Annotated in this window: 28 protein-coding genes and 1 riboswitch; of the genes, 12 read left to right on the top strand and 16 right to left on the bottom strand. The window is 73.3% G+C overall.

The features are described from left to right. Positions 1–15 precede the first annotated feature (15 nt). Positions 16–1,581 carry a sulfatase family protein gene (locus tag ACTWPW_RS48775; protein WP_443172807.1) on the bottom strand — a complete coding sequence of 522 codons (1,566 nt, stop codon included), beginning with the start codon at positions 1,579–1,581 and terminating at the stop codon, positions 16–18. 90 nt (positions 1,582–1,671) lie between these two features. Between ACTWPW_RS48775 and ACTWPW_RS48770 the strand changes: the two genes are divergently transcribed. Further along, the gene (locus ACTWPW_RS48770) at positions 1,672–2,346 is read left to right on the top strand and encodes a TetR family transcriptional regulator (RefSeq protein ID WP_443172806.1); all 675 of its coding nucleotides are present in this window, start codon (positions 1,672–1,674) and stop codon (positions 2,344–2,346) included. A 208-nt stretch (positions 2,347–2,554) separates the two neighbouring features. Next, a complete protein-coding gene (locus ACTWPW_RS48765) occupies positions 2,555–2,986 on the top strand; it encodes a cold shock domain-containing protein (protein ID WP_375113756.1) in 432 nt (143 codons plus the stop codon). A gap of 258 nt (positions 2,987–3,244) precedes the next feature. Here the strand turns inward: ACTWPW_RS48765 and ACTWPW_RS48760 are convergent, their stop codons facing one another. The 3 genes from ACTWPW_RS48760 to ACTWPW_RS48750 all read right to left on the bottom strand — a co-directional run bounded on the left by ACTWPW_RS48760 (position 3,245) and on the right by ACTWPW_RS48750 (position 4,825). Continuing rightward, a complete protein-coding gene (locus ACTWPW_RS48760; protein WP_375113755.1) occupies positions 3,245–3,439 on the bottom strand; it encodes a helix-turn-helix transcriptional regulator in 195 nt (64 codons plus the stop codon). Continuing rightward, positions 3,436–3,855, bottom strand: coding sequence for a hypothetical protein (locus ACTWPW_RS48755; RefSeq protein ID WP_443172805.1), 420 nt, complete (start codon positions 3,853–3,855; stop codon positions 3,436–3,438). Before ACTWPW_RS48755 ends, ACTWPW_RS48760 begins: the two co-directional genes overlap by 4 nt. 115 nt (positions 3,856–3,970) lie before the next feature. Continuing rightward, a complete protein-coding gene (locus ACTWPW_RS48750; protein ID WP_443172804.1) occupies positions 3,971–4,825 on the bottom strand; it encodes a S1 RNA-binding domain-containing protein in 855 nt (284 codons plus the stop codon). Positions 4,826–4,959: 134 nt separating this feature from the next. Here ACTWPW_RS48750 and ACTWPW_RS48745 point away from each other — a divergent pair, with 134 nt between their 5' ends. The 4 genes from ACTWPW_RS48745 (at position 4,960) to ACTWPW_RS48730 (ending at position 7,719) form a co-directional block, all read left to right on the top strand. Then, positions 4,960–6,189: a serine hydrolase domain-containing protein gene (locus tag ACTWPW_RS48745; protein ID WP_443172812.1), complete on the top strand. Its 1,230-nt coding sequence runs from the start codon at positions 4,960–4,962 to the stop codon at positions 6,187–6,189. Positions 6,190–6,283: 94 nt separating this feature from the next. Further along, complete coding sequence (locus ACTWPW_RS48740) at positions 6,284–6,691, top strand: hypothetical protein (protein WP_443172803.1); 408 nt, start codon at positions 6,284–6,286, stop codon at positions 6,689–6,691. 333 nt (positions 6,692–7,024) lie between these two features. Continuing rightward, positions 7,025–7,243 (top strand): hypothetical protein, encoded by a 219-nt coding sequence (locus ACTWPW_RS48735; protein ID WP_375113751.1) that lies wholly within the window; start codon positions 7,025–7,027, stop codon positions 7,241–7,243. Between the two features lie 113 nt (positions 7,244–7,356). Next, positions 7,357–7,719 (top strand): YdeI/OmpD-associated family protein, encoded by a 363-nt coding sequence (locus ACTWPW_RS48730; RefSeq protein ID WP_375113750.1) that lies wholly within the window; start codon positions 7,357–7,359, stop codon positions 7,717–7,719. Positions 7,720–7,835: 116 nt separating this feature from the next. On the opposite strand, the gene ACTWPW_RS48725 is transcribed toward ACTWPW_RS48730, so the two are convergent. Continuing rightward, positions 7,836–8,309, bottom strand: a complete 474-nt coding sequence (locus ACTWPW_RS48725) for a carboxymuconolactone decarboxylase family protein (protein ID WP_443172802.1) — start codon at positions 8,307–8,309, stop codon at positions 7,836–7,838. Positions 8,310–8,419: 110 nt separating this feature from the next. Continuing rightward, positions 8,420–9,178 carry a precorrin-6A synthase (deacetylating) gene (gene cobF / locus ACTWPW_RS48720; protein ID WP_375113748.1) on the bottom strand — a complete coding sequence of 253 codons (759 nt, stop codon included), beginning with the start codon at positions 9,176–9,178 and terminating at the stop codon, positions 8,420–8,422. Between the two features lie 82 nt (positions 9,179–9,260). Between cobF and ACTWPW_RS48715 the strand changes: the two genes are divergently transcribed. The 4 genes from ACTWPW_RS48715 to ACTWPW_RS48700 are packed head-to-tail and all read left to right on the top strand — an operon-like array spanning position 9,261 to position 12,392. Next, positions 9,261–9,647 (top strand): pyridoxamine 5'-phosphate oxidase family protein, encoded by a 387-nt coding sequence (locus ACTWPW_RS48715; protein WP_375113747.1) that lies wholly within the window; start codon positions 9,261–9,263, stop codon positions 9,645–9,647. Next, the gene (cbiE, locus tag ACTWPW_RS48710; protein WP_443172801.1) at positions 9,644–10,852 is read left to right on the top strand and encodes a precorrin-6y C5,15-methyltransferase (decarboxylating) subunit CbiE; all 1,209 of its coding nucleotides are present in this window, start codon (positions 9,644–9,646) and stop codon (positions 10,850–10,852) included. Before ACTWPW_RS48715 ends, cbiE begins: the two co-directional genes overlap by 4 nt. Next, positions 10,849–11,619 carry a precorrin-4 C(11)-methyltransferase gene (gene cobM, locus ACTWPW_RS48705; protein WP_375113745.1) on the top strand — a complete coding sequence of 257 codons (771 nt, stop codon included), beginning with the start codon at positions 10,849–10,851 and terminating at the stop codon, positions 11,617–11,619. The genes cbiE and cobM overlap by 4 nt, the downstream gene beginning before the upstream one ends. Then, positions 11,604–12,392, top strand: a complete 789-nt coding sequence (locus tag ACTWPW_RS48700; RefSeq protein WP_443172800.1) for a cobalt-precorrin-6A reductase — start codon at positions 11,604–11,606, stop codon at positions 12,390–12,392. The genes cobM and ACTWPW_RS48700 overlap by 16 nt, the downstream gene beginning before the upstream one ends. Here the strand turns inward: ACTWPW_RS48700 and cobJ are convergent. From cobJ to cobG, 3 genes are read right to left on the bottom strand one after another with little or no spacing between them, the layout of a single operon-like run. Continuing rightward, positions 12,383–13,861, bottom strand: coding sequence for a precorrin-3B C(17)-methyltransferase (gene cobJ, locus ACTWPW_RS48695; protein WP_443172799.1), 1,479 nt, complete (start codon positions 13,859–13,861; stop codon positions 12,383–12,385). The genes ACTWPW_RS48700 and cobJ overlap by 10 nt on opposite strands. A 5-nt stretch (positions 13,862–13,866) precedes the next feature. Beyond that, positions 13,867–14,487: a precorrin-8X methylmutase gene (locus ACTWPW_RS48690; protein WP_375113742.1), complete on the bottom strand. Its 621-nt coding sequence runs from the start codon at positions 14,485–14,487 to the stop codon at positions 13,867–13,869. Further along, a complete protein-coding gene (gene cobG / locus ACTWPW_RS48685) occupies positions 14,484–15,734 on the bottom strand; it encodes a precorrin-3B synthase (protein ID WP_443172798.1) in 1,251 nt (416 codons plus the stop codon). Before cobG ends, ACTWPW_RS48690 begins: the two co-directional genes overlap by 4 nt. A gap of 76 nt (positions 15,735–15,810) precedes the next feature. Further along, a riboswitch (cobalamin riboswitch) is annotated at positions 15,811–16,013 on the top strand. Between the two features lie 31 nt (positions 16,014–16,044). On the opposite strand from cobG, the gene cobN reads away from it, so the two are divergent. Further along, complete coding sequence (cobN, locus tag ACTWPW_RS48680; protein WP_443172797.1) at positions 16,045–19,725, top strand: cobaltochelatase subunit CobN; 3,681 nt, start codon at positions 16,045–16,047, stop codon at positions 19,723–19,725. Here cobN and ACTWPW_RS48675 read toward each other — a convergent pair. The 6 genes from ACTWPW_RS48675 to ACTWPW_RS48650 are packed head-to-tail and all read right to left on the bottom strand — an operon-like array spanning position 19,680 to position 25,413. Beyond that, the gene (locus tag ACTWPW_RS48675; protein ID WP_443172811.1) at positions 19,680–20,993 is read right to left on the bottom strand and encodes a cobyrinate a,c-diamide synthase; all 1,314 of its coding nucleotides are present in this window, start codon (positions 20,991–20,993) and stop codon (positions 19,680–19,682) included. The two genes, cobN and ACTWPW_RS48675, sit on opposite strands and share 46 nt — an antisense overlap. Positions 20,994–21,001: 8 nt before the next feature. Further along, positions 21,002–21,604 carry a cob(I)yrinic acid a,c-diamide adenosyltransferase gene (cobO, locus tag ACTWPW_RS48670; RefSeq protein ID WP_364130644.1) on the bottom strand — a complete coding sequence of 201 codons (603 nt, stop codon included), beginning with the start codon at positions 21,602–21,604 and terminating at the stop codon, positions 21,002–21,004. Between the two features lie 3 nt (positions 21,605–21,607). Beyond that, positions 21,608–23,755, bottom strand: coding sequence for a VWA domain-containing protein (locus ACTWPW_RS48665; RefSeq protein ID WP_443172796.1), 2,148 nt, complete (start codon positions 23,753–23,755; stop codon positions 21,608–21,610). Beyond that, the gene (locus ACTWPW_RS48660; protein WP_443172795.1) at positions 23,707–24,396 is read right to left on the bottom strand and encodes a histidine phosphatase family protein; all 690 of its coding nucleotides are present in this window, start codon (positions 24,394–24,396) and stop codon (positions 23,707–23,709) included. Before ACTWPW_RS48660 ends, ACTWPW_RS48665 begins: the two co-directional genes overlap by 49 nt. Before the next feature lie 9 nt (positions 24,397–24,405). Next, complete coding sequence (locus ACTWPW_RS48655; RefSeq protein WP_443172794.1) at positions 24,406–25,200, bottom strand: CbtA family protein; 795 nt, start codon at positions 25,198–25,200, stop codon at positions 24,406–24,408. Between the two features lie 21 nt (positions 25,201–25,221). Then, positions 25,222–25,413 (bottom strand): CbtB domain-containing protein, encoded by a 192-nt coding sequence (locus ACTWPW_RS48650; RefSeq protein WP_364130656.1) that lies wholly within the window; start codon positions 25,411–25,413, stop codon positions 25,222–25,224. A gap of 352 nt (positions 25,414–25,765) precedes the next feature. Here ACTWPW_RS48650 and ACTWPW_RS48645 point away from each other — a divergent pair, with 352 nt between their 5' ends. Next, positions 25,766–26,119, top strand: coding sequence for an STAS domain-containing protein (locus tag ACTWPW_RS48645; RefSeq protein ID WP_443172793.1), 354 nt, complete (start codon positions 25,766–25,768; stop codon positions 26,117–26,119). An 18-nt stretch (positions 26,120–26,137) separates the two neighbouring features. Here the strand turns inward: ACTWPW_RS48645 and ACTWPW_RS48640 are convergent. After that, positions 26,138–26,406, bottom strand: a 269-nt coding sequence (locus tag ACTWPW_RS48640; RefSeq protein WP_443172792.1) for a hypothetical protein, incomplete at its 5' end; no start/stop codon positions are given.

Here is a 26,406-nt window from a genome sequence, read left to right as displayed (position 1 = left end):
CGCCACGACCGCGGCTCAGCCGGAGGTACGGCAGGCCGCGCCCTTGCAGGAGTTCAGCTCCGCCATGCGCTTGTCCAGCCGGGCCACCAGGGCGGCGTGCCGCTGCCGCCCGGCCTTCGTGGCCAGCAGGTTGTCGAGCTGGTAGGGGTCGCTGGCGAGGTCGTAGAGCTCGTACTCCCGCTTGCCGGCGGAACGTTCCAGGTCGTACCAGCGGGTGTAGACGTGGCGCTTGGTGCGCAGGGAGGTCCACGACGGCAGGTCGACGAGGTAGATCTCCTTGTTGTCGCCTTCGGTGTACTCCTGGAAGATGCCCTCCCGGTCGGTCACGCCCGAGCCGGCGTACTGCCCCAGGAAGTCCTTGCGCCACCCGCTCGGCGTACGGCCGCCCAGCAGCGGCACCAGCGAGGCGCCGTCCACGTCCGCCGGAACGGGCACGCCGGCCAGGTCGAGTATGGTCGGCCCGTAGTCGATCGACGTGACCATCGCGGAGGTCCGGCCGCGCTTGACGCCGGGACCCGAGACGACCAGCGGCACCCGCGTGGACTCCTCGTACGGCGCCATCTTCTGGACCAGCCGGTGCGCCCCCAGGTTGTAGCCGTTGTCGCTGGCGAAGATCAGGTAGGTGTTGTCGTACTCGCCGGTCTCCTTCAGCGTCTCGACGATGCCGGCGATCATGTCGTCCATCGCGAGCAGGGTGCCCATGCGCTTGCGGTATTCGCGGTCGTTCGTCGCGGCGACCAGCTTCGAACGCGGCTTCCTGGTCTGCCGCAGCCAGGTGGGTTTGTCGCTGACGTCCTTCTCCTGGAAGTTGGGCAGGTGCGGGGTGCGGCCGAAGCGCTTGCCGGCGTACCGGGGCGGGGCCGGCATGGGCAGGTGGGGGGCGGTGGAGGCGGCGTACCAGAAGAAGGGCTTGCCGGTGGCCGAGGACTCCTTGATGAACTCGGCGGACTTCCGGGCGATGACGTCCACCTGGTAGTCGGACTGCTTGTCGCCGTACTTCACCATCGTGCCGTTCTCGTTGAGCGTGTAGTTGTAGCCGGTGTACAGCGACTGGCTGACGCCGCCGTTCCAGTCGTCCCAGCCCGGCGGGATGTGCCCGGGCTTCTCCTCCAGGCCGTTGAGGTATTTGCCGGCCATGCCGGTGCGGTAGCCGGCGTCGTGCAGGTGCTTGACGAACGTCCTGCTCTCGTTGCCGGCGGCCTCGAACGCCGCGTAGCCGCCCCATTCGCCGTAGTTGGTGAGGACGTGGTTGTTGTGGCCGTACTTGCCGGTCAGGATCGCGGCCCGGGCGGCGCAGCAGATCGGCGTCGTCGCGAAGGAGTTCGTGAACGTCAGGCCCGTCCGCTGTAACAGCGCCCTCGTCTTCGGCATGGCCTCCCAGTAGGGGGTGGTGCGTTCGTCGAGGTCGTCGGCCAGGACCATGACGATATTGGGCCGGTCGTCCGTCGCGACCTGCCTGTTTGTCGCGGTTCGCGGTGCCGCCGCCGCGGCCTGCGGGCCTGTCACGGTCAGCACCGTGGCCAGCGTGGTCAGTACGAGCGTCCCGCCGGCCAGCGAGATGTTCCTGCGCAAAAGTGTCACGGCTGACACTTTAACAGGGAATGTGTCAGTCATGACACTTTTCTTGGCGTGCCGGGTCGATCAGCGCCCGGACGTGGAACAATGCGGGACATGGTCACTGCCGGGCGGCGCGAGCAGCACAAGGAGGCGACGCGGCGGGCCTTGCAGGAGGCCGCCACGCGCATGTTCGAGGAGCGCGGATTCGCCGAGACCACGGTGCGTGACATCGCCGAGGCCGTCGGCGTGACCGAGCGGACCTTCTTCCGCTACTTCCCGTCCAAGGAGGACCTCGTCCTGGGGGAGGTCCTCGACTTGTTCCCGGAGTTCGCGCGGCTGGTGCGGGCCAGGCCGGTGGACGAGAGGCCGTACGTGGCGGTGCGCAACGCCCTGCTCGACCTGGCCGGCACCCGTACGACGGGGCTGGCCCTGCTGTTCAGCGGCCTGCCGGGCCGCAAGCTCTCCCACCCGACCAGGGCCGCGCATCCGGTGCTGCTGGAGCTGGAGGACGGCCTGGCAGAGGCCCTCCGCGACCGCCTGGCCGCCGTGGACGGCGTCAGCGGCGAGGGCAGCGAGGGGGGCGAGGGCGGCGAGGGCGGTCTGATCGGCGACCTGGATGACGAGCGGGTGCGGACGCTGCGTGCCTCGGTGCTGGCCCGCGCCAGCGTGGCCGCACTGCGCGCCACCGTCCTGGCCTTTCATGAGCTCCCCGAGGAGGAGCGCCGGCTTGAGACGGCCCGGCACCTGGCCGACCAGGCGTTCGCCATCCTGCGCGACGACCCCCGCTGACCCCCGCGCGGTTGCACGGCGCTCGGAAGTCGGTGCTCGGACGGGCGCCCGCGCGCTGATGGGAGGCGGTGGTGGACCCCGGCATGGGTTATCATCCATGCGCGTCCCTCGCGCACCGCGAAGCCTCATTCCGTTGTGGAAAAGCGCGCGGCGGGCCCGGTGTGCGCGGTTGTGTGTGAGTTGGTTTCTTGAGTGGTGATTGGGCGGCGTGGTCGTGGTTTCTGCGGGAAAAATCATCAGGTTTGACGACGTCCGGGGTTATGGGTTCATCGCGCCGGTGGGCGGCGGGGAGGACGTCTTCTTCCATGCGAACGACTTCGGGGAGAATCGCCACCTGCTGCAGGTCGGCCTGACGGTCAGGTACGAGGCGATAGCGGGCGACCGCGGGCCGAAGGTCCTGTCGGTACGCATCGTCGACCCGGCGGACAGCGGCATCGGCCCGGCCCCGGACTGGGAGCGGCGGGCGGTGTCCGCGGCGGACGACGACGGGATGTGCGACGTCCTCGCGTCCCGCGAGTTCCTGACCGACGTGACCGAGATGCTGCTGCGGCACGTGCCGTCGCTGACCGGCACCCAGATCATCGAAGTGCGGAAGCAGTTCGTCGACTACGGCCGGGCCCACGGATGGGTGGAGAACTGACCTGACGCCTCGCCCGGAGCCTGTGTCTCCGGGCGAACCGGTCGGTTCCACCCAGTCGATTCCGCCCACCCCGCGCTTCAGGCCCAGCCGGTGCACGACCGGCTCCATCGGCGCGGCGGCGGCGGTGCCCGCCCTTCTCCTCACCCCACCGGATGACCGCCCCGGAGGCGGCCCGAGAGCACCACGTACAGGACCGCATTGCCGATTTCCGGCGCGGATGATTCTCCGGCCGCGCGCCGGTGTTCAGCTGCTGCCGCTTCATTGATCGTCGAGAAAGAGCTCTTCGATCTTCAGGTTGAACACCTTGGCGAGGCGGAAGGCGACCGGAAGGCTCGGATCGAACTTCCCTGTTTCGATGGCGTTGATCGTCTGCCTTGACACGCTGACACGCTGAGCCAGGTCCGCCTGCGTCCAGGCGCGTTCGGCCCGAAGCTCCGTGATGCGGTTCTTCATCGGTATCTGATCTTGCCGACGGCGATGGCGAGCAGGTAGACGACTCCCAGGGACACGGGGAAGGCCGCGATGTTGACGTCGTAGGCGACGAGGTCGGCGGCGTCCGCGACGATGTAGGCGAATCCGCCGACCCATCCCGCTCCGAGGGTGATCCCCAGCGCATCCTGCACGATCTTCCGCTGCAACTCATCTTGTTCTCGAAGAAAGCGCGTGAAGGCGACGATCCATCCGATGCCGACGGCCAGAGTGGCGGCGACTGCGGCCCAGCTCGCCACCGGTTGCTGCGAGCCCCACGCCCGTTCGGGGCCGAACTTGGCTAAGGCAACGCTCGCCACCCAGGCGAGTGTCCAGAGCGCCAGTCGAACGGTTGTCCTGATCGATTCCCGATAGTCCCCGGTCGCGTTGTGTGCTTGCACGCGTTGCCTCCCTGCGATGCGAAGTCAAGTACACTTGACACGGTAGGAGCTGCCTGCCGCAGTGTCAAGCTCACTTGACACCGGCCGAGCCGACCCCGGTCCGGGCGGCTGGTGGTCAGGCGCCGCCGGGTCCTGAGCCCCGGCCACGGCGAGACAGGGTGAGCCGTCGCCGCAGCGGATCGATCTCGACGACGATCACGGTGACCGCGTCGCCGACCTGAACCTCGTCGCCTGATGCCTCGACGCTCGGGGCGGGGAGTTCGCTGAGGGGGATCAGGCCTTCGATGCCGTCTGCCACGCGGACAAAGACGCCGAAGGGCACCACCTTGCTGACCGAGCCGTGCAGGACATCCCCCACGTGAACGCTGCGCGCGAACTGCTCGAAGTGCTTGAACGGGTCGGGCTGGGTGGCCCGCAACGATAGGCGGGCTTCGCCGTTGCATGTGTCGAAGACGAGGAACTCGCAGGTGATGCGCTCGCCCACGGAGACGACCTCAGACGGGTCCTCGAAGCGGCGCCAGGACAGCTCGGGCATGCTGATGAAGCCAACGCCGGGAAAGACGGGATGATCGGGTCCGTCATCCAGATCGACGAAGACGCCGAAGCGTTCGACAGCCGCAACGGTGCCCGACAGCCGCTGCCCCGGACGCAGTGCCGTCAGATATGCCCATAGCTGTGGGTTCTCGGTCGCGGACCGCGAGAGCCGTACCTGTCGCTTACGGAGGTCAACGGCGATCACCTCGGCGGAGACCCGGCCGCCGACCTCGACGATTCCAGCGGCGAATCGCCCGGAGAACCGCCAGGAAAGATCGAGCGGGCCGATGACGCCGACTGGATCGCCGGCGAAAGCGTCGAGAACCACGGTCGTTTCCGATTGCGCGACCGCTGCAACGGTCCCCGTGAGGACGTCACCGACCTTCACCGACCTCAGGAACGCGGTGAGAAGCGATTCGTCCTCCACCGTTCCCATGGCTGCAAGGCTCTCAGAGATGCGCGGTCGTGTCAGCGGTGGCGTCAGGACGGTGACGGCCCGGTATCAGGGCGGTCGGCGATGGTGGACGACATGAAGGGGTTCAGCCACCACTGTAGGCAAGGAGATTCATGATGGGATCGGGCAACAGCGGCTTCTCCGTGGCAGGGCTGCGCAGGTTGCGTGAGGTGCTGGCGCGGTATGTCGAGTCCGGGAAGGTTCCCGGGCTGGTCGCCCTGGTCAACCGGGGCGGCGAGACGCATGTCGAGGCGCTCGGCACGATGCGGCACGACGGTGGCGCGCCGATGCGCCGGGACACGATCTTCCGGATGGCGTCCACGTCAAAGCCGGTCTCGATGGCGGCGGCGATGGTGTTGCTGGACGAGTGCCGGCTGCGGCTCGATGACGTGGTGGAGCCGTGGCTGCCGGAGCTGGCCGACCGCCGGGTGCTGACGCGGATCGACGGCCCGCTGGACGACACCGTGCCGGCGCGGCGGCCGATCACCGTACGGGACGTGCTGACCTCCACCTTCGGGCTCGGCATGGACATGACGGCGCTGGGCACCCCGATCATGGGCGCGATCTTCGAGCGGGGGCTGACGCCCAATCTGCCGGTGCCGATGCCCGGGCCGGACGAGTGGATGCGCCGCCTGGGCGAGCTGCCGCTGATGTACCAGCCCGGCGAGCGCTGGCAGTACCAGATCAGCAACGACCTGGTAGGCGTGCTGGTGGCCCGGGTCACCGGCCAGTCGTTCGAGGAGTTCCTGCGGGAGCGCATCTTCGATCCGCTGGGCATGAAGGACACCGGCTTCCACGTGCCCGCCGACCAGATCGACCGGCTGCCGCCCCTCTACGCCCCCGACCCGCAGACCGGGGAGTTCCTCGTCTGGGACGAGGCCGAAGGCGGACGCCACAGCAGGCCGCCGGCGTTCCAGGGCGGAGGCGGCGGGCTCAACTCCACCGCCGACGACTACCACGCCTACTTCCGGATGCTGCTCAACGGCGGCACGCACCAGGGGCGGCGGATCCTGTCCCGCCCGGCCGTCGAGCTGATGACCACCAACCGCCTCACCCCCGAGCAGAACGCCGCCCGCAACGCCCTGGCCACCGACAACGTCCACGTGTCGTTCGGCCAGGGACAGCACGGCGGCTGGGGCATGGGCATGGCGGTACGCACCTACCGCGGCGACTACGCCCCCGTCGGCCAGTTCGGCTGGGACGGCGGCAGCGGCACCTCGACCTACGCCGACCCCGCCAACCAGCTCACCGGCATCCTGCTCACCCAGGTCGGACTGTCGGTCCCGGACCCGGCGCGGCTGATCCACGACTTCTGGACCACGCTCTACCAGGCCATCGACGACTGACACCGAGCCCACGCCTCAGTAATCGGGACAGGACCGCATCCCACCGGCCGCCCCGTTCCATCGAATCGCCGCAACCCTTGAAGGAGCAACCGCCATGTCCCTCACCCTGAGCAACCAGGACAGGATCACCCTGCGCACCGCCGCGTACGGCGCCGTCTCGCTGATGTCCGCCGCTGACGCCGCCGGCCGGCCGCACCGGGCCGCCACCCACGGCTCCATCGCCCTGGCCTCCGCCACCGGCCTGGTCGGGCACGTGCTCGCCGAGTGGCCCAAGGGTGTGAACCTGCGTGGCAAGTCCGTGGCCGAACTCGCCGACCTGGTGCTGCCGGCCCTGACGGCAGCCATGAGCCTGCTGAAGAGGCAGGCTCCGGCGGAGGCCGACAACTTCCGCCGCACCGTCCTCGTCGCCGTCGAAGCCGCCGCCCGGACCCACCAGGGCCAGCCCAGCCCGACCCTGGCCGACATGGCCCGCAAGATCACCGAAGCTCTCGACGCCGCTTGACGGGATGCCGGCCCGCACGGGCCACGGCGTGCACGGGGTCCTGTGACACGGCGGCGGGCCGGGGACGTCCCGCTGAGGCCGGGTGAGTCCGTACCGGTTCGAGCCGCCGTCCCGGGTCTCGGGCGACCCGCGGCGGTGACCGACTGGCCCAGGGCGCTTCATGTTTGACCTGGTCGCCGGGCGGGCCGATAGTGGAGTGACGCGAAGGGGAGTACTCGCCGTTCGACATCCCGGCCGTCATCACGGTCTCCACGCCTGGGGGAGACCCGGCGGGATGGCCCTTCCGGCTCCGGCGCGGCCGGGGCTGAAGGGTGCGGGAAGACCTTCGTCCTCATGGCCGCATGCCCGGGCGAGGCCGAGGGGGTCCTCATGCCGAACATCGTGCTTCCCGAGATCCTGCTGGGTGTCCTGCTGATCTACTCCGCGCTCGTCAGCGCCGCCGTGCTGTGGGTCGGGCCGCCACGCCCCCGCGCCGCCGGCGGCCGCCGCCGCGACCACTTCCGCCACGTGCCCGTCGAAGACCGCCCCGACTGGCCGGGAACGCATCGCTGATCTCGCGCCCGCGGCGGGCCGTCCCACCACGTCCGGGTCGTGCACCGCGACCCCGGCCGGGTCGTCGACAAAGTGCTCAATTGATGAGCACTTTGGCAGGGAGGATGGTGGTCATGACGATCCTCATCGACGACGCCGCCGCCTGGCGCGGCTGGCTGGCCGACCACCACGACAGCGCGACCGAGGCCTGGCTCGTGATCGCCAAGAAGGGCACCACCGAGCCGACCAGCCTCACGTACGCGCAGGCCCTGGAGGAGGCGCTGTGCTTCGGCTGGATCGACGGCCTGGCCCGTTCCCGCGACGGGGCGACGTACCTGCAGCGGTTCAGCCCGCGCCGGTCGCGCAGCCCGTGGTCGCGGCCGAATGTCGCCCGCGTCGAGCGCCTGCGGCGGGAGGGCCGGATGCGGCCGGCCGGCCTGGCGGCGGTCGAGCGCGCGCAGGCCGACGGCCGCTGGCCCGCGGCCGATCCCGCCTGATCCGCAGCCGGTCGGGGTGAGGCCGTGCTGCGCCGGGGCTTCCGGGCCCCGCGCACGATCCCGGCGGGGTGGGGCAGGGGTGCGCGACGTCCCCCCGCGCCCCACCCGCCATCGGTCTACGCGAACTGGCCGGGCTGGTAGGCGCCGGCCGGCTGCTGGGTGATGACGTTCAGGCGGTTGACCATGTTCATCAGGGCGATGAGGGCCACCAGGGCGCCCAACTGGTCCTCGTCGTAGTGCTTGACGGCGTTCGCCCAGATCTCGTCGCTGACCCCGCCGGCGGCGTCGGCGACGCGGGTGCCCTGCTCGGCCAGCTCCAGGGCGGCCCGCTCGGCCTCGGTGAAGACCGTCGCCTCCCGCCAGGCCGCGACCAGGTTGAGGCGCACCGAGCTCTCTCCCGCGTGCGCGGCTTCCTTGGTGTGCATGTCGATGCAGACGGCGCAGCCGTTGATCTGGCTGACGCGGAGCGACACCAGCTCCTGGGTCGCGGCGGGAAGGGGCGAATCCTTCATGACCTTGCCCATGGCCATGAAGTGCTTCACGAGCTTCCCCGTGAACGGGTTGGCGATGTAGTTGAAACGGGCTTCCATGCTGATCTCTCCTTGCCGTGTCGGCTGTTACCTTGACCGACGAGATGGCTCGGGAGATGTGATGGCCTGCCGGATGTGACCTCCGTCTCCCCGGGACGGCCGGCCCGCCCTCAGCGATCCGCGGGAGGGAGACGGCGCAGCAGGTACGTGTCCATGATCCAGCCCTTGCGGGCGCGGGCCTCGGCGCGCACCTCGCGGATCCGGTCGCCCACCTCGGCCACCGGCCCGGACACCAGGATCTCGTCGGGCGTCCCCAGGTACGCGCCCCAGAAGATGTGGAAGTCGTCGAGACCGGCGAAGGAGCAGTGGGCGTCCAGCATGACGACCACGTCGTCGGCGGGCGCGCCCCGCTCGGCCAGGCGGCGGCCGGTGGTGAGGTGGACGGGCCGCCCGACCTGGGTGAGCGTGGTGCGGTGGCGGGCGGTGAGCGCGGCCACGCTGCTGATGCCGGGGATGACCTCGTGCTCGAAGGCGACGTTCCCGCGCTGGAGGATCTGCTCCACGATGGCCAGCGTGCTGTCGTACACGCCCGGATCGCCCCACACCAGGAACGCGCCCGTCTCGTCCTCGCCCAGCTCGTCGCGGATGAGCGCCTCGCACGCCAGCGCGCGGCGCGCCCGCCAGTCGTCGACGGCGGCGGCGTACGCGGGCGCGGTGCGGTCGCGCTCCGGGTCGCGGGCCTCCACGATCCGGTACGGCCCGCGGCCGTGCTCGGCGATCAGGTCCAGCCGGAGCTGCACGAGCTCGTGCTTGACCTCGCCCTTGTCGACGATGAGGAACACGTCCGTGGCGGCGATCGCCTTGACTGCCTGCAGGGTGAGATGGTCGGGGTCTCCGGCGCCGATCCCGATGACGAGTAGCCGCTTCACCCGCAAGAGTCTGCCAGAGCGCCGCGTATACGATATGCCTCGCCATTCACCCGAGGAGGCCTGAGCAGGCCAGAGGAGCATCGTGGACCTGGTCGAGCTGGGCGACGCGTTCGCCGCCTTCTGGCAGGAGCGGCACCTGTGCACGCTCTCCACCGCCCGCGCGGGCGGCCCGCCGCACGTGGTGCCGGTGGGCGCGACGCTGGACCTGGCCGCCGGCATCGCCCGGGTGATCACCTCGGGGTCGTCGTACAAGGCCAGGCTCATCGGCGCCGGCGGCGCCGCGGTCGCGCTCTGCCAGGTGGACGGCCGCCGCTGGTCGACGCTGGAGGGCCGGGCCGTGCTGCGGACCGAGCCGGAGCAGGTGGCCGACGCCGAGCGCCGCTACGCCGCCCGCTACAAGCCGCCCAGGGTCAACCCCGCGCGGGTGGTCGTGGAGATTCACGTGACCCGCGTGCTGGGCAACGTGTGATCACGGTCGTCGGCATCGGTGCTGACGGCTGGGACGGGCTGCCCGCCGGATCGAGGCACGCGGTGGAGGCGGCCGAGGTGCTCATGGGCGGCGCCAGGCAGCTCGACCTCGTACCCGTGACGGCCGCCGAGCGCGTGGCCTGGCCGTCGCCGCTGCTGCCCGGGCTGCCCGCGCTCATGGACACGTACGCCGGCCGCGAGGTCTGCGTGCTGGCCAGCGGCGACCCGATGTTCTACGGCATCGGCTCGACCCTGGTACGCCTGCTGGGCGCGCCCCGGATCCGGGTGCTGCCGCACGTGTCCTCGCTGTCGCTGGCCTGCGCGCGGCTCGGCTGGCCGGTCGAGCAGGTGGACGTGGTCAGCCTGGTGGGCCGCCCGCCCGCGGCCCTGACCGCCGCCCTCCAGCCCGGCCGCCGCGTCGTCGTGCTCGGCGCGGGCCCCGCCTCCCCGTCCGTGGTCGCCGCGCTGCTGGCCGGGCACGGCTACGGTCCGAGCGCCATGACGGTGCTGTCCGACCTGGGCGCCCCGTCGGAGTCCGAGCTGCGCGGCACCGCCGACTGCTGGACGGACGCCGGCGTGTCCCCGCTGCACCTCATCGCCGTCGAATGCGCGCTCGCGCCCGGCGCCGAGCCGCTGGCCAGGGTGCCCGGGCTGCCCGACACGGCGTTCGAGCACGACGGGCAGCTCACCAAGCGGGAGGTCCGCGCGGTCAGCCTGTCGCGCCTGGCCCCGCTGCCCGGCGAGCTGCTGTGGGACGTGGGGGCGGGAGCGGGCAGCATCGCGATCGAGTGGCTGCGCACCCACCCGTCGTGCGCGGCGGTGGCGATCGAGAGCCGGTCCGACCGCGCCGCCGCCATCGGGCGCAACGCCGACCGGCTCGGCGTGCCGTCGCTGCGCGTCGTGACGGGCCGGGCCCCGGAGGCGCTGGACGGGCTGCCCGCGCCGGACGCGGTGTTCGTCGGCGGCGGCGCGACCGCGCCCGGCCTGCTGGACCGCTGCTGGGCCGCCCTGCGCCCCGGCGGCAGGCTGGTGGCGAACGCCGTCACCCTGGAGTCGGAGGCCGTCGTCGGGCAGTGGTACGCCCGGCTCGGCGGCGATCTGGTGCGCCTGGCCGTGCAGCGGGCCTCGCCGGTGGGCGGGTTCACCGGATGGCGGGCGGCGATGCCGGTGACAGTGTGGTCGGTGACCAGGAGGGACGTATCGTGACCGTGTACTTCGTCGGGGCGGGCCCCGGCGCTCCCGACCTGATCACGTTGCGGGGGCTGCGGCGGCTGGAGTCGTCGCCGGTGTGCCTGTACGCGGGGTCGCTGGTGCCCCGTGAGCTGCTCGACGCCTGCCCGGCCGGGGCCCGGCTGGTGGACACGGCCGACCTGACGCTCGACGAGATCGTGGCCGAGCTGGTCGCCGCGCACCGCGAGGGCCTCGACGTGACGCGGCTGCACTCCGGCGACCCGTCCGTCTTCAGCGCCGTGGCCGAGCAGATGCGCCGGCTGGACACGCTCGGCGTGCCGTACGAGGTGGTGCCCGGGGTGCCGGCGTTCGCGGCGGCCGCGGCCGCGCTCGGCCGGGAGCTGACCGTGCCCGGCGTCGGCCAGACGGTCATCCTGACGCGTACCTCCGCCCGCGCCACGCCGATGCCCGAGGGCGAGGACCTCACCACGCTCGGCGCGAGCCGGGCCACGATGGTGCTGCACCTGGCGGTCCAGCGGATCGACGCGGTGGTGGCGGAGCTGCTGCCCTCGTACGGCACGGACTGCCCGGTGGCGGTGGTGGCGCGGGCGAGCCGGGCCGACGAGGTGATCCTGCGCGGGACGCTGGCCGACATCGCCGCGCGGGTCCACGAGGCCGGGATCCGGCGGACGGCCGTGATCGTCGTCGGGCGGGTGCTGTCGGCGTCGCAGTTCCCCGACAGCCACCTCTACAGCGTGACCAGGGAGCGGGCGGCCAGGGAGCGGGCGTGCGGCGGATCCTGATCCTGGGCGGCACCGCCGAGGCGCGGGCGCTGGCGGCCGAGCTCGCCCCCGACCCCCGGCTGCGGGTCGTGTCCTCGCTGGCCGGGCGGGTGAGCAGGCCGCGGTTGCCGGTGGGCGAGGTGCGGGAAGGCGGCTTCGGCGGGCCGGACGGGCTGGCCGCCTGGCTGGTACGGGAACGGGTCGACCGGCTGGTGGACGCCACGCACCCGTTCGCGGAGCGGATGACCGCCTCGGCGGTCGCGGCCTGCGCGGCGACCGGGGTGCCGCTGCTGGTGCTGCGCCGCCCGGGCTGGCGCGAAGGGCCGGGCGACGCCTGGCAGCGCACCGGCTCCCTGCAGGCGGCCGCCGCGCTGCTGGCCGGCGGCCGGTGGCCGGCGGCGCGGCGGGCGGAGCGCGCGGGCCCGCCGGACGCCGCGCGCGGGTGCCGGGTGTTCCTCACGACCGGACGCCGGAGCCTGCCGCTGTTCACCGGGGTGCCCGGCGCGTGGCTGCTGGCCAGGTCGGTGGACCCGCCCGAGCCGCCCGTGCTGCCGAACGTGCACGTCCTGCTCGACCGCGGCCCCTACACCGTCGCAGGCGAGCTGGCCCTCATCCGGGAGCACCGCCTGGACGTGCTGGTCACCAAGGACAGCGGCGGCCCGATGACCACGGCCAAGCTCGTCGCGGCCCGTGAGGCCGGACTGCCGGTGATCATGGTGGACCGGCCGCCGCTGCCCGCCGGCGCCCGGCTGGTGGACACGGTGGCGGCGGCGGTGTCCTGGGTTCAGGGATAGCGGCGAGGCGTGTAGACGGCCCCGCTGCCGGTGACGCGGGTCGTGGAGGAGCCGACGATCAGCAGGCAGCGCATGTCGACCGCGGCCGGGTCCAGGTCGCCGAGGGTGGTGACGGTGACGCTCTCCTGCGGGCCGCCGACGTCGCGTCCGATGACCACGGGGGTGTCCGGGGCGCGGTGTTCGAGGAGCAGGTCACGGGCGGCGGCGACCTGCCACGTACGGCTGCGCGAAGCCGGGTTGTAGATCGCCAGCACCAGGTCGGCCCGGGCGGCGGCGGCCAGCCGATCGGCCACCACCTCCCACGGCTTGAGCAGGTCGGACAGCGACAGCACGCAGTAGTCGTGGCCGAGCGGCGCGCCCACCCGGCTCGCCACCGCCTGCGCTGCCGTCAGCCCGGGCACGACCCGGACCGGCACCTCGGGGAAACCGCCGGCCGCCTCCAGCACGGCGCTGGCCATGGCGAACACGCCCGGGTCGCCCGACGACACGACCGCCACGCGGGCGCCGTCGCGGGCCAGCTCCAGGGCATGCCGGGCGCGCTCGGCCTCGACCCGGTTGTCGGTGCGGTGCCGGCGCTGGCGCGGGTTCGGTGGCACGCGGTCCACGTACGGGCCGTAGCCGACGATGTCCGTGGCCGCCGCCAGAGCCTCCTGAGCCTCCGGCGTGAGCCACGGCCGCCCCGCCGGGCCCAGGCCGACCACGGCCACCTCGCCCGGCCCCGCTGCCGACGGCGGCTCGGGGACGAAGGTCCGCTCGGCCGGGCTGGCGAGCAGGGCCAGCGAGAAGTACGGGACCCCGTCCGGGTCGACGTCCTTGAGCGGCGCCACCCGCTCGGCGCCCATCGTGGCGCGCTCCACGTACCAGGCGTCGTCGAGCCGCCCGGCCTCGGCCAGCGCGTCGCGGACCTTCTCGAACGTCCGGCCCAGCTTGAGCACGGCGGCGGAGTCGGTGCCGCGCAGCCGCTCGGCCAGCACGTCGGCGGGCAGTGTGCCGGGCAGCACGGTGAGCACCTCGTCCCGCTCCACCAGCGGCCGCCCGAGCACGGCGGACGCGGCGCTGACCGAGGTGACGCCGGGCACCACCTCGGTCGGGTAACGGTGGGCGAGCCGCTTGTGCATGTGCATGTAGGAGCCGTAGAACAGCGGATCCCCTTCGGCCAGCACGACCACCGTCCGGCCCGCGTCCAGGTGGGCGGCCAGCCGCTCGGCGCAGTCGGCGTAGAAGTCGTCGAGCGCGCCCTGGTAGCCGCCCGGGTGGTCGGTGGTCTCCGTGGTCAGCGGGTACAGCAGGAGCTCCTCGACCTGCCCCTCCCGCATGTACGGCAGCGCGATCGAGCGGGCGATGCTGCGGCCGTGCCGGGCGGCGTGGTACGCGATCACGTCGGCCTCGCCGATGAGCCGGGCCGTCCTGACCGTGACCAGTTCGGGGTCACCGGGCCCGAGGCCGACTCCGTACAGGCGTCCCGTCATCACATTCACTCCGTCTCGCCGGCGATGGCGTTGACCGCCGCCGCAGTCATCGCACTGCCGCCGCGACGGCCGTGCACCACCAGGTACTCCAGGTCGCTGTCCGCCAGCGCGCGCTTGGACTCGGCCGCGCCGATGAAGCCGACGGGGATGCCGAGCACCGCCGCCGGTCGGCCCGCGCCCTCGGCGACCAGCTCCAGCAGCCGGAACAGGGCGGTCGGCGCGTTGCCGATCGCCACCACCGCGCCGTCCAGCCGGTCGCGCCACAACTCCAGGGCGGCGGCGCTGCGGGTGGTGCCCAGCCTTCCGGCCAGCTCCGGGACCCGGGGATCGCCCAGCGTGCACACCACCTCGTTGGCGGCGGGCAGCCTGCTGATGGTCACCCCGGAGGCCACCATCCGCGCGTCGCACAACACCGGGGCGCCCCCGCGCAGGGCTCGCCGCGCCCGCGTCACCACCTCGCTCGACCAGTCCAGGTCCGCCACCAGGTCGGTCATGCCGCAGGCGTGGATCATCCGCACCGCCACCTGCGCCACCTCGGGCGGCAGGCCGGTGAGATCGGTCTCGGCGCGGATGGTCGCGAACGAGCGCCGGTAGATCTCGGCGCCGTCGCGGATGTAGTCGGTCACTGGCGGTGTTCCTCGTATCCGTCGGTGGTGGCGATCAGCTGGACGACCCGGCCGCGCGGCAGGCCGCAGCGCCGCTCACATCCGGCCCAGTGCACGGGTGTCTCGGGCGCCTCGTCCAGGCCGGCCACCCAGCGGCGGGCGTCGGCCTGGACGTCCGCCCGGGACTTCGCGCAGCCGGGGCGGCCGGTGCAGGCGGTGACGCCGGCCCAGGGGGAGCCGGGGTCGGTGGCGAGGCCGGCGGTGTCGAGCGCGTCCGTGATGCGGTCGGCCTCGGCGGGGGAGAGGTCCAGCAGCACGGCGGTCCGCCAGGGGGTCAGGCGGATGACGCCGCCGCCGGCCAGCGCCCGCGCCTGCCCGGGCGACAACCGGCCCAGCGGTACGACCACCTCGACCGCCACCCGCCCGTCCCGCTGCGCCACCCGCCCGGCCCGCGCCCGGCCCGGCCCGTCCCGCTCCCCGCCCGCGCCGCCTCTTGCGCTTGCTGGTGCCGCGTCGATGGCGGCCGGGTTGCTGGTGGCCGGGTTGATGGTGGCTGGGTCGCCTGTCGCGGGGCCGGTCAAGCGGGCGGTGATCCGGGCGGGGCCGTCCGGGAGCTCGTGGAGGCGCCACGCTCCGGCGCCGTCCTCGCGGGACCGCTCGTCGAGGAACGCCTCGGCGGCGGCGATCATGAGCGGGACGGCGGAGTCCGGGCCGGTGGTCAGCCCGGTGTCCGAGCCCGCCAGCAGCAGCCGCCCGTTCCGAGGGGCCATCGGCGGTGGCTCGTCCCGAGGGGCAGTCGGCGCCCGTGGCCCCGTGCCGGGACTCGCCGCGCCCTCGCCGGGAAGGGGTGCGAAGGTGACGTCCGCGCCGAGACCGGTCACGTCGCCCGTGCCGTCGTCCAGGGCGAACAGGAAGCGCCCGGGCAGTTCCGCCAGGCGCGGGTGCGCGCACAGGGCCTCGTCCAGTGCCCGTACCAGCGGCTGCGGGTCCAGGTGGCCCCCGGGGCCCCGCCCGCCGAGCGGGGAGGCGACGATGTTGCGGACCCGCTCGTGGGCCGGGGACGGCAGCAGGCCCGCCGCCGCGATCCGGGAGGCGAAGGCGGTGGGCGAGCGCAGGCCGCGGACCTGCACGTTCGCTCTCGACGTCAGCTCGATCACGCCCGAGCCGAGGTCGGCCGCGCAGGACGCCAGCTCGCGCAGCTGCGCGGGCGACACCGCGCCGCCGGGGAGGCGGACGCGGGCCAGCGGGCCGTCGGCGGCCTCGTGCACCTGTAGCGCTCCCGGACAGGCGTCAGGGCGGACACGTCCGGAAAAGTCAGCTATGGACACGATCAGGATGGTAACGCCACTTATGGGGCGGGTCGGTTCTGCCGTAGGCTCCTGCGTAGGCGATGGCATGGGAGGAAGCCGGTGCGAAACCGGCGCGGTCCCGCCACTGTGACCGGGGAGCGAACCCCACGACAGGCCACTGCCCGGCGACGGGTGGGAAGGCCGGGGTGAGCGCTGATCCGGGAGCCAGGAGACTCCAGCCGTCGCGACACCCGCTACCGGGGCGAGGACCCCGAGGGAGGATCGTGCCGTGCCCGGCGACAGCCGTACCGTCCTGCTGCTCTCCACCTCCGACACCGACCTGCTGAGCGCCCGGGCCAGCGGAGCGGCCTACCGGTCAGGCAATCCCGCCCGCCTGACGGCCGACGACCTGCCCGCCCTGCTGGAGGGCGCCGACCTGGTCGTGGTACGCCTGCTCGGTGGCCGCCGCGCCTGGGCGGAGGGCCTCGACGCGCTGCTGGCCGGGCCGCGCCCGGTGGTGGTGCTCGGCGGGGAGCAGGCGCCGGACGCCGAGCTGATGGAGCTGTCCGCCAAATACGGTGGGGTCAGCGGCGGCGTCTGCGCCGAGGCGCACGCCTACCTGGCGCACGGCGGGCCGGCCAACCTGGCGGAGCTGCACACGTTCCTGTCCGACACCGTCCTGCTGACCGGCCACGGCTTCGCCCCGCCCGCGCCCGCCCCCGCCTGGGGCCGGCTGGAGCGTGCCGCGCGCCGCCAGGACGGGCCCGTGATCGGCGTGCTCTACTACCGGGCGCACCACATGGCGGGCAACACGGCGTTCGTCGAGACGTTGTGCCGGGCCGTCGAGGACGCGGGCGGGCAGGCGCTGCCCGTCTACTGCTCGTCGCTGCGTACGGCCGAGCCCGAGCTGCTCGACACCCTGCGCGCGGCCGACGCGCTGGTGGTGACGGTGCTGGCGGCGGGCGGCTCGCGACCGGCGACCGCGAGCGCGGGCGGTGACGACGAGGCGTGGGACGTCGGCGCGCTGGCGGCCCTGGACGTGCCGATCCTGCAGGGCCTCTGCCTGACCACCTCGCGGCGGGCATGGGAGGAGAACGACGACGGGCTCTCGCCGCTGGACGCGGCCTCGCAGGTGGCGATCCCGGAGTTCGACGGGCGGATCATCACGGTGCCGTTCTCGTTCAAGGAGATCGACGAGGACGGGCTGACCGTCTACGTGGCCGACCCCGAGCGGGCCGCCCGGGTGGCGGGCATCGCCGTACGGCACGGGCTGCTGCGGCACACGCCCCCCGACCGGCGCCGGCTGGTGGTGATGTTGTCGGCGTACCCGACCAAGCACTCCCGCGTCGGCAACGCCGTCGGGCTGGACACGCCCGCCAGCACCGTCCGGTTGCTGGCCCGGCTCGCCGAGGCCGGCTACGACCTGGGCGGCGGCTTCCCCGGCGTGGCCGAGCAGGACGGCGACGCGCTCATCCACGCCCTGATCGCCGCCGGGGGACAGGACCAGGACTGGCTGACCGAGGAGCACCTGGCCGGCAACCCGGTACGCATCTCCGCCGCCTCGTACGAGCGCTGGTACCGCACGCTCCCCGCCGACCTGCGCGCCGGGATCGAGCGGCACTGGGGCCCGCCGCCGGGGGAGCTGTTCGTGCACGAGGGCGACAGCGGGACCGACATCGTCCTGGCCGCGCTGCGGGCCGGGAACCTGGTGGTCATGGTGCAGCCGCCACGCGGCTTCGGCGAGAACCCGATCGCCATCTACCACGACCCCGACCTGCCGCCCAGCCACCACTACCTGGCCGCGTACCGGTGGTTGTCGGACGAGTTCGGCGCGCACGCGATGGTGCACGTCGGCAAGCACGGCAACCTGGAGTGGCTGCCCGGCAAGTCGGCCGGGATGTCCGCCGCGTGCGGCACCGACGCGGCCATCGGCGACCTGCCGCTGATCTACCCCTTTCTCGTCAACGACCCGGGGGAGGGGACGCAGGCCAAGCGGCGCGCGCACGCCGTGCTGGTGGACCACCTGGTGCCGCCGATGGCCCGCGCCGACACCTACGGGGACATCGCCCGGCTGGAGCAGCTCCTCGACGAGCACGCCACGATCGCCGCCATGGACCCGGCCAAGCTGCCCGCGATCAGGGCGCAGATCTGGACGCTGATCCAGGCCGCCCGGCTCGACCACGACCTGGGGCTGGCGGACCGGCCGCACGACAGCGAGTTCGACGACTTCATCCTGCACGTGGACGGCTGGCTGTGCGAGGTGAAGGACGCGCAGATCCGCGACGGCCTGCACGTGCTCGGCCAGGCGCCGGAAGGGCAGCCGCGGGTGGACCTGGTGCTGGCGATGTTGCGGGCCCGGCAGATGTGGTCCGGCCGGGAGACGCTGCCGGGCCTGCGCGAGGCGCTCGGCCTGGCCGAGGACGGCACGGCCGGGCTGGGAGCCGTGGACCGGGCGGAGGCCACGGCCCGCGCCCTGGTGGAGGGGATGGAGCGGCGCGGCTGGGCACCGGAGGCGGCCGGTGAGGTCGCCCGCGCCGTCATCGCGGCCGGCGAGGCAGCCCGGGGAGTCCTCGCGGCCGATGGGGTCGCCGACGGCCCCCTTCCGGCCGACGAGGAGCGGGTGGAGCTGGTCGCGCGCGTGCTGACCTTCGCCGCCACCGAGATGGTGCCGCGCCTGGCCCGCACCACCGACGAGCTGGACCACGTCCTGCACGCCCTCGACGGCGGCTACGTCCCGGCCGGGCCCAGCGGCTCGCCCCTGCGCGGCCTGGTGAACGTGCTGCCGACCGGCCGCAACTTCTACTCGGTCGATCCGCGGGCGGTGCCCAGCCGGCTGGCCTGGGAGACCGGTCAGGCGATGGCCGACTCCCTGCTGGAGCGCTACCGGGCCGACACCGGCGAGTGGCCGCGCTCGGTGGGACTGTCCGTCTGGGGCACCAGCGCCATGCGTACGGCAGGCGACGACGTGGCCGAGGTGCTGGCCCTGCTCGGCATCCGCCCCGAGTGGGACGAGGCGTCGCGCCGGGTCACCGGCCTGGAGCCGATCCCCCTCGCCGAGCTCGGCCGGCCCCGGATCGACGTGACGGTACGCATCAGCGGCTTCTTCCGCGACGCCTTCCCCCACGTGGTGAGCATGCTCGACGACGCCGTACGGCTGGCCGCGGGCCTGGACGAGCCGGACGAGGACAACTACGTGCGTGCCCACGTCACCCGGACCGGCGGCGACGAGCGCCGGGCGACGATGCGGATCTTCGGCTCGGCCCCCGGCGCGTACGGTGCCGGGCTGCTGCCGCTCATCGACAGCCGCAACTGGCGCGACGACGCCGACCTGGCCGAGGTGTATGCGGTGTGGGGCGGCTTCGCCTACGGCCGCGACCTCGACGGCGTCGCCGCCCGCCCGCAGATGGAGGACGCCTACCGCCGGATCGCCGTGGCCGCCAAGAACGTCGACACCCGCGAGCACGACATCGCCGACTCCGACGACTACTTCCAGTACCACGGCGGCATGGTCGCCACCGTCCGCGCGCTCACGGGGAAGGCGCCGGCCGCGTACGTGGGCGACAGCACCCGGCCCGACGCCGTACGCACCCGCACGCTCTCGGAGGAGACCGCCCGGATCTTCCGCGCCAGGGTCGTCAACCCGCGCTGGCTGGCCGCCATGCGCCGGCACGGCTACAAGGGCGCGTTCGAGCTGGCCGCGACCGTCGACTACCTGTTCGGCTACGACGCCACCACCGGCGTGATGGCGGACTGGATGTACGACAGGCTCACCGAGGCGTACGTGCTCGACCCCGAGAACCAGGAGTTCATGGCCCGCTCGAACCCGTGGGCGCTGCACGGCATCGCCGAACGCCTCCTCGAGGCCGCCGAGCGCGGCATGTGGCAGCACCCGGACCCGGAGATCCTGCGCGGCCTGCAGGAGGTCTACCTCAAGACCGAAGGCGACCTGGAGGACGACACCAGCCGCTGAGCCAGGCCGGGCGCCCCGGCCCAGTGCAGGTGCAGGTAGGACGCGGTCACGCGGGCGTCGCCGTACCCGTCGGCGCCGCCGTCCCAGCGGAACAGCGGCTCGCCCGCGTACTCGACAGACGTGCGGTGGAACTCGTGCCCCCGCAGGCGCTCGCCCGCCCTCGTGAGCGGCGAGCGCCTCAGCGCGACGGCGTCCCGGTAGCCGAGCGTCAGCCGGGACGTCATCCGCGCCCGCCCGGGAACCCGTCCGCACATGCGCTGCCCGTCCAGCTCGTCGCACAGGTACAGCAGCCCCGCGCACTCGGCGGCGATCGGGCCGGGGAAGGCCGCCACCTGCTCGCGCAGCGGGGCGTTGGCGGCCAGTTCGGCGGCGTACACCTCGGGGAACCCGCCGCCGATCACGAGCGCGGCGGCGCCGTCCGGCAGCCTCTCGTCACGCAACGGGTCGAACACCGCCACCTCCGCTCCCGCGGCCCGCAGCAGCTCGACGTGCTCGGCGTACCCGAACGTGAACGCCGCCCCGCTCGCCACCGCCACCACCGGCCGCTCGCGGACGGCCGCGTACGGAGGCGTCCATGGGGCGGCGTCCAGCGGGGGAGCCGACCTCGCCAGCCGCAACAGCGCGTCGAGGTCGCACGACCGGGCCACCAGCGCGGCCAGCCGCTCCACCGAGGCCACCGCCTCGCTCACCCGCTCGGCCGCCGGGACGAGCCCCAGATGCCGCGACGGCGTCGCCACGCCGTCGTCGCGCCGGATCGCCCCCAGCACCGGCACGCCCGCCGCCTCCAGCGCGGCCCGGCACAGCTCCTCGTGCCGGTCCGAGCCCACCCGGTTGAGCACCACCCCGCCCACCCGCACCCGGGGGTCGAACGTGGCGAACCCGTGCACCACGGCCGCCACCGACCTGCTCTGCCGCGCCGCGTCCACGACCAGCACCACGGGCGCCGCCAGCAGCCGCGCGACGTGCGCGGTCGAGGCGAAGTCCGTGGCCCCCCTGCCGTCGAACAGGCCCATCACGCCCTCGACCACCGCCACGTCGCACCCCGCCGCGCCGTGCCGGAACAGCGGGCCCACCCGCTCCTCACCGACCAGCCACGGATCCAGGTTCCGTCCCGGACGGCCGGTGGCCAGCGCGTGGTATCCGGGGTCGATGTAGTCGGGCCCCACCTTGTGCGGCGAGACCTTCAGCCCCCGCCCCCGCAGCGCCGCCATCAGGCCCGTGGCCACCGTCGTCTTCCCGCTCCCCGACGACGGCGCCGCGATCACCAGTCGCGGAACTACCACTCGATACCCTTCTGCCCTTTCTGCCCGGCGTCCATGGGATGGCGTACCTTGCCCATCTCCGTCACCAGGTCGGCCACCTCGATCAGCCGCTCCGGCGCGTCCCTGCCGGTGATCACCACGTGCTGGTTGCCCGGCCGCCCGGTGAGCGCCGCCAGCACGTCGTCGAGCTCCAGCCAGCCCCACTTCAGCGGGTACGTGAACTCGTCCAGCACGTAGAACCGGTACGTCTGGGCCGCCAGGTCGCGCTTGATCTGCTCCCAGCCCTCCCGGGCGTCGGCCGCGTGGTCCTCCTCGGTGCCGGGCCGCTGGATCCAGGACCAGCCCTCGCCCATCTTGTGCCAGGTCACCGTGCCGCCCTCGCCCGTGTCGCCGAGCACCTTGAGCGCCCGCTCCTCGCCGATGCGCCACTTGGCCGACTTCACGAACTGGAACACCCCGACGGGCCACCCCTGGTTCCAGGCCCGCAACGCCATCCCGAAGGCGGCCGTCGACTTGCCCTTGCCCGGGCCGGTGTGGACGATCAGCAGCGGCCTGGTACGGCGCTGCCGGGTGGTGAGGCCGTCGTCCGGCACGACGGCCGGCTTCCCCTGCGGCATGACTCAGACCACCTTCCGGTAACCACGATCGCCCCCATGGTCAGCTGCCGCCCGCCTGTGATCGCGGACGACCGACCCGAGATCGGCGAGGTCATCGAGCGGAACGAGCCGGGCCCGCAGCCGGGACGCCAGCCGCCCGGCCAGGCCGAGCCGTACCGGCCCGCTCTCGCAGTCGACGACCACCGACGCCGTGCCCGCCAGCAGCCCGGCCGCCCGGTCCACGTCCCCGCCCGCCGTGACGCGCCCATCGGTCACCACCACCAGCAGCGGCCGCCTGGCCGGATCCCGCAGCCGCTCCACCCGCAGCACCTCCGCCGCCCGCACCAGCCCGGCCGCCAGCGGAGTACGCCCGCCGGTGGGCAGCGAACGCAACCGCGCCGCACCCGCCTCCACCGACGACGTGGGCGGCAGCGCCACCTCGGCACCCGCGCCCCGGAACGTCACCAGCCCCACCTTGTCGCGCCGCTGGTAGGCGTCGAGCAGCAGGCTGAGCACGGCCGTCTTGACCACCGCCATCCGCCTGCGCGCCGCCATCGAGCCGCTCGCGTCCACCACGAACAGCACGAGGTTGCCCTCCCTGCCCTCACGCATCACCTCACGCAGGTCGTCGCCGCGCAGCACCAGCCCCGGCCCGCCGCGCCCGCGTTCCCTCTGGTGCGGGGCGGCCGCCAGCAGCGTCGCGGTCACGTGCAGATCGCGCACCGGCCCGGAGGGGCGGCGCGACCCGGTGGCCCGGCCGCGCGGGGTCCGCGAGCGCGACCGCCGCCCGGACGCCCCCTCCCCGAGCCCCGGCACCTCCAGCAACGGCACCCGGTACGGCGCCATCACCCCATCCACCCGCCCGGCCGCCCGATCGGCGCCCCCACCGTCCTGGCCCTCACCCGGAGACCCGTCGTCCCCACCCGCATCCGCCCCCTCGCCAGAAGGACCACCGCCCGCCCCACCACGATCGTCCGCTTTGTCACGATCGTCCGTCCGGCCACGATCGTCGGCACCGCCACGATCGTCCGAGCCGCCACGATCATCTGGGCCGCCACGATCATCTGGGCCACCACGATCATCTGGGCCACCACGATCGTCCGGGCCACCACGACCATCTGGGCCGTCCGGACTGTCGCTCCCGTCCGGATCGTCATCCTCCGAGGTGCGCTCCAGCAGCTCATCGAGCAGCGCCTCATCCAGCCCCGGCGCGTCGAACGGATCCCGCCGTCTCCGGTGCGGCAACGACAGCCGGGCCGCCGCGCGTACGTCTGCCACGCTCACCACCGCCAGCCCCTGCCAGGCCGCGTGGGCGATCGCCGCGCTCGCCGTGACCAGGTCGGCTCGCAGACCGTCCACCTCGAAGGCCGCGCAAACCGTGGCGATCTGCCGCAGCCGCGCGTCGGGGAGCCGTACGCCCGCCACCCGCTCCCGGGCCGTGACGATCCGCCCCGCCAGCTCCGACTCCTCCCGCGCCCACCGCGCCGCGAACGCCGCCGGGTCCGCGTCGAAGGCCAGCCGCCTCCGCACCACCTCGGCCCGCTCCCCGGGATCGCGCGACGCCCTGACCTCGACCGTCAGCCCGAACCTGTCGAGGAGCTGCGGCCGCAGCTCTCCCTCCTCCGGGTTCATGGTGCCCACCAGCAGGAACCGGGCGGCGTGCCGGACCGAGACGGACTCGCGCTCGACGTAGCAGGTCCCGAGGGCGGCCGCGTCGAGCAGCAGGTCCACGAGGTGGTCGTGCAGCAGGTTCACCTCGTCGACGTACAGGACGCCGCGGTGCGCGGCGGCCAGCAACCCCGGCTCGAACGCCTTCACACCCTCCGTCAGCGCCCGCTCCACGTCGAGCGATCCCGCCAGGCGATCCTCGGACGCACCGACAGGCAACTCCACCAGTGCGGCCGGACGGCTCACGCCCTCGACACCGCTCTCATGCGGCCCGTCCGGGCATCCGGGGTCGGGCGCCGCCGGGTCGCAGGCAAAGCGGCAACCGGCCACCACGTCCACGGCGGGCAGCTGGGCCGCGAGCGCGCGTACGATCGTGGACTTCGCCGTGCCCTTCTCACCGCGTACGAGCACGCCGCCCACCCGGGGTGAGACCGCGTTGAGCACCAGCGCCAGCTTCAGGTCGTCGAGCCCGACGACCGCGCTGAACGGGTAGGTGTTGACCAAGACAGAACCTTCCGGTTGACATGAGCGACCCGCCGGCCAGTTCGCGTGACGGTCAGCTCGGTGAAGGACAGCGGCGCGATGTCGAAACGGGCGGTGCTGAGCGGATCCAGCCCCAGCACATGCCCGAGCGCCGCCCGGATCACACCGACATCACAGATGACGACCACCTCAGGGCGTACGGCGCCGGCGGGTTGCGCCCGGCCGGTGACCGCCTCGGGGTGGGTGGGACTCTCGCGTACCGCTTCCAGCCAGTCCCCGACCCGTTCGGCGAGAGCGGCCAGGCTCTCGCCGCCGTGCGGGGCCGCGTGCGGATCCGCCAGCCATCTGGCCAGCGCCTCTGGCTCCTCCCGCGCGACCTGTTCATACGTCAGCCCGCCCCACCGGCCGCAGTCGGCTTCCCTGAGGGCCGGAGCCACGCGCGCCTCCAGCCCCATCGCGGCGGCGGTCTGCCACGCGGCCCGCACGGGCGAGACCCAGACGGCCGCGCCCGCCATGACTCCCGGTGCGGTCCAGCCCGCCATGGCGGCCAAGGAGGCGGCTCTGGCGAGGCCGGCCGGGTCGGCGTTGGTGTGGTCGGTGTCCGTGACACCGGGGAAGCGGGCAGCCCGCATCCCCGGCGTCGTCGCGTGCCGGACGAACAACAACCGAGCTCAGCCCGGCTCGACGGCGGCACCGGCAGCGCCGCCGGTACGAGTTGCACCGGCCGTACGAGCCGGGTCGGCCTGAACCGCTCGGGCCGCTCTGTCGCTCACCCACCCGAACAGCACGCCGAACGCCGCCCAGAAGACGAGTTGCGTGCCGAGCGAGGCGAGCCTGAACTCCCACAGCAGCGTGGCGGGGAACCCGGCGGGCACCTCGTGCACCGGTGGCAGCAGCACCCACGCCGCCACCACCGGAACCAGGAAGGAGCCCACCGCCGAGACCCACCGGACCCACGGATCCGCGGAGCTCACCCGGCGGGCCGTGGCCACCGCGACCGCCACCGCGGCCAGCCCGACGAGGACCATCACCACGTACAGCAGAGTGCGGTTGCCGATCGTCGCCGGGTCACCGACAGCGGGCGGGTTGGCTGGATATTTCACGAAAGGGACGAGGATGACGGCGACGAAGGCCGTACCGGCGGAGGCCAGGGCCAGCCGCCCGTCCGAGCGCGACCCGACCCGGCCCCGCAGGCCCGCGAACACGAGGGCGAACACGCCGCCCACGGCCAGCCCGTAGAGCCCGGTGGCCAGGAAGAGCCCCGCCTTCTGCACGGGCCTGCTGACCTCGGCCCCTTCGCCGTGAACGTGATCCGCGTGCGCCTCTGCCGGAGCGGCCCGGGTCTGGGCCGCGGCCGCCTCCTCCAGGGCGATCGCGCTGTCCACGCGCGGTTCCCCGAAGACGAAGGCGAAGCCGCCCGCGACCGATCCGGCCAGCAGGCCTACGAGCAGACCTCTGACCAGCAAGTTCCGTACCATGCCGGGGCCTCAGTGGCACGGCACGCCGAGCAGGTGCCGCCCGTCGTGCATCAGCTCGTGCAGGAACGCGCCCGTCTGGGACACGGCGCCGTTGTCCATCAGGACCAGGTACGCGACGAGCAGCAGCAGTGCCACGGCCGGCAGCCAGGCGCGCAGGCGTGGAAAGGGAATGGTGGTGGTGGGAGTGGTCAGATCACTCATGCAAAAGCCTCCTCAGGGATGACGCGTCCCGCCTTCGAGGTCACGGCTGCCAAGCGACCTGGCTCCCGGGATCTACGTCCCGGATACAGTGGCGCGTCCGCACCGGCATCTCACCGGATTTCCCTTGGACAACCGTGAAATCTACCGGAACGTATCTGTTCCTCCTGTTCGCGTCAATACGTCCCGGCCGATGGGCTGGTGGGTGAGGGGGCCTGAGCGCCGGGGTCCCCGGAGCGAGTCCGGGGAGTTCAGGCGGGCGGGCCTTCCTTGACGAGACGCCGGGAGTGGGAGGGTTAAATTCGGGACCTTTGGCCCTAGTGCGGCGTTATGGGCCGGCCATAGGTTCCCCCTCATGTCGTCCCCGATGGACCCTCACCTGCCGGGAGGGGAGGCTGGCCTGGTCCTTCAGGTGACCCGGACGGACGACCAGGTGGTGATCACGGCGTCCGGAGAGCTCGACCTGGCCTCGGAGTCGGTCTTCCGCGCGTGCGTGGCCCGCGTGCTCGCCCAGCGGGGCACCCATCTCCTGCTCGACCTGGGCCAGGTGGGTTTCATCGACGCCCGCGGCCTGGCCGTGCTGGTCGCCGCGCGTAACCAGGCGGTGGCGGGGCGGGGGAGCCTGCGGGTGACGAGGAGCTCGCGGAGTGTCGTACGGCTGCTGGAGATCACCGGCCTCGACCGCGTGTTCCCGCCGCCGACCGGCTGACCCGCCGGCCCGCGCCGGTCAGTGGGGCGGGCGCTGGGCGTGGCCGTGAGCGGCCTCGGCGGCGCTGCAACTGCTCTCCCCGGGCATCGCCTGGACGCGGGAGGGCCACCAGACCTGTACGTCCCCCGGCCGGACGCGGGCGAACAGGCACACCCCCGGCCGCTCCCGCAACGCGATGCCGATCACCCCGTCGACCTCGGCCACGTCCTTGCCGATGCGGTCGTCCAGGTCCAGCCGGTCGACGACCTCGCGGGCGGCCGCCAGGTCGGGGGTTGCGGGCAGGCGCG

This window comes from Nonomuraea sp. KM90, from assembly GCF_052246675.1.
Lineage (GTDB): Bacteria > Actinomycetota > Actinomycetes > Streptosporangiales > Streptosporangiaceae > Nonomuraea.
Note: the sequence above shows the minus strand (reverse complement) of the source record. Positions and strands in the feature narration are given on the sequence as shown.

What these genes read in the sequence shown, in the direction of transcription:
- ACTWPW_RS48770 (WP_443172806.1), top strand. Translation starts at nt 1,672, where the DNA reads ATGGTCACTGCCGGGCGGCGCGAGCAGCACAAGGAGGCGACGCGGCGG.
- ACTWPW_RS48760 (WP_375113755.1), bottom strand. Translation starts at nt 3,439, where the DNA reads ATGAAGAACCGCATCACGGAGCTTCGGGCCGAACGCGCCTGGACGCAG.
- ACTWPW_RS48750 (WP_443172804.1), bottom strand. Translation starts at nt 4,825, where the DNA reads ATGGGAACGGTGGAGGACGAATCGCTTCTCACCGCGTTCCTGAGGTCG.
- ACTWPW_RS48745 (WP_443172812.1), top strand. Translation starts at nt 4,960, where the DNA reads ATGGGATCGGGCAACAGCGGCTTCTCCGTGGCAGGGCTGCGCAGGTTG.
- ACTWPW_RS48740 (WP_443172803.1), top strand. Translation starts at nt 6,284, where the DNA reads ATGTCCCTCACCCTGAGCAACCAGGACAGGATCACCCTGCGCACCGCC.
- ACTWPW_RS48735 (WP_375113751.1), top strand. Translation starts at nt 7,025, where the DNA reads ATGGCCGCATGCCCGGGCGAGGCCGAGGGGGTCCTCATGCCGAACATC.
- ACTWPW_RS48730 (WP_375113750.1), top strand. Translation starts at nt 7,357, where the DNA reads ATGACGATCCTCATCGACGACGCCGCCGCCTGGCGCGGCTGGCTGGCC.
- ACTWPW_RS48725 (WP_443172802.1), bottom strand. Translation starts at nt 8,309, where the DNA reads ATGGAAGCCCGTTTCAACTACATCGCCAACCCGTTCACGGGGAAGCTC.
- cobJ (WP_443172799.1), bottom strand. Translation starts at nt 13,861, where the DNA reads ATGACGGGACGCCTGTACGGAGTCGGCCTCGGGCCCGGTGACCCCGAA.
- cobO (WP_364130644.1), bottom strand. Translation starts at nt 21,604, where the DNA reads ATGCCGCAGGGGAAGCCGGCCGTCGTGCCGGACGACGGCCTCACCACC.
- ACTWPW_RS48650 (WP_364130656.1), bottom strand. Translation starts at nt 25,413, where the DNA reads ATGAGTGATCTGACCACTCCCACCACCACCATTCCCTTTCCACGCCTG.
- ACTWPW_RS48645 (WP_443172793.1), top strand. Translation starts at nt 25,766, where the DNA reads ATGTCGTCCCCGATGGACCCTCACCTGCCGGGAGGGGAGGCTGGCCTG.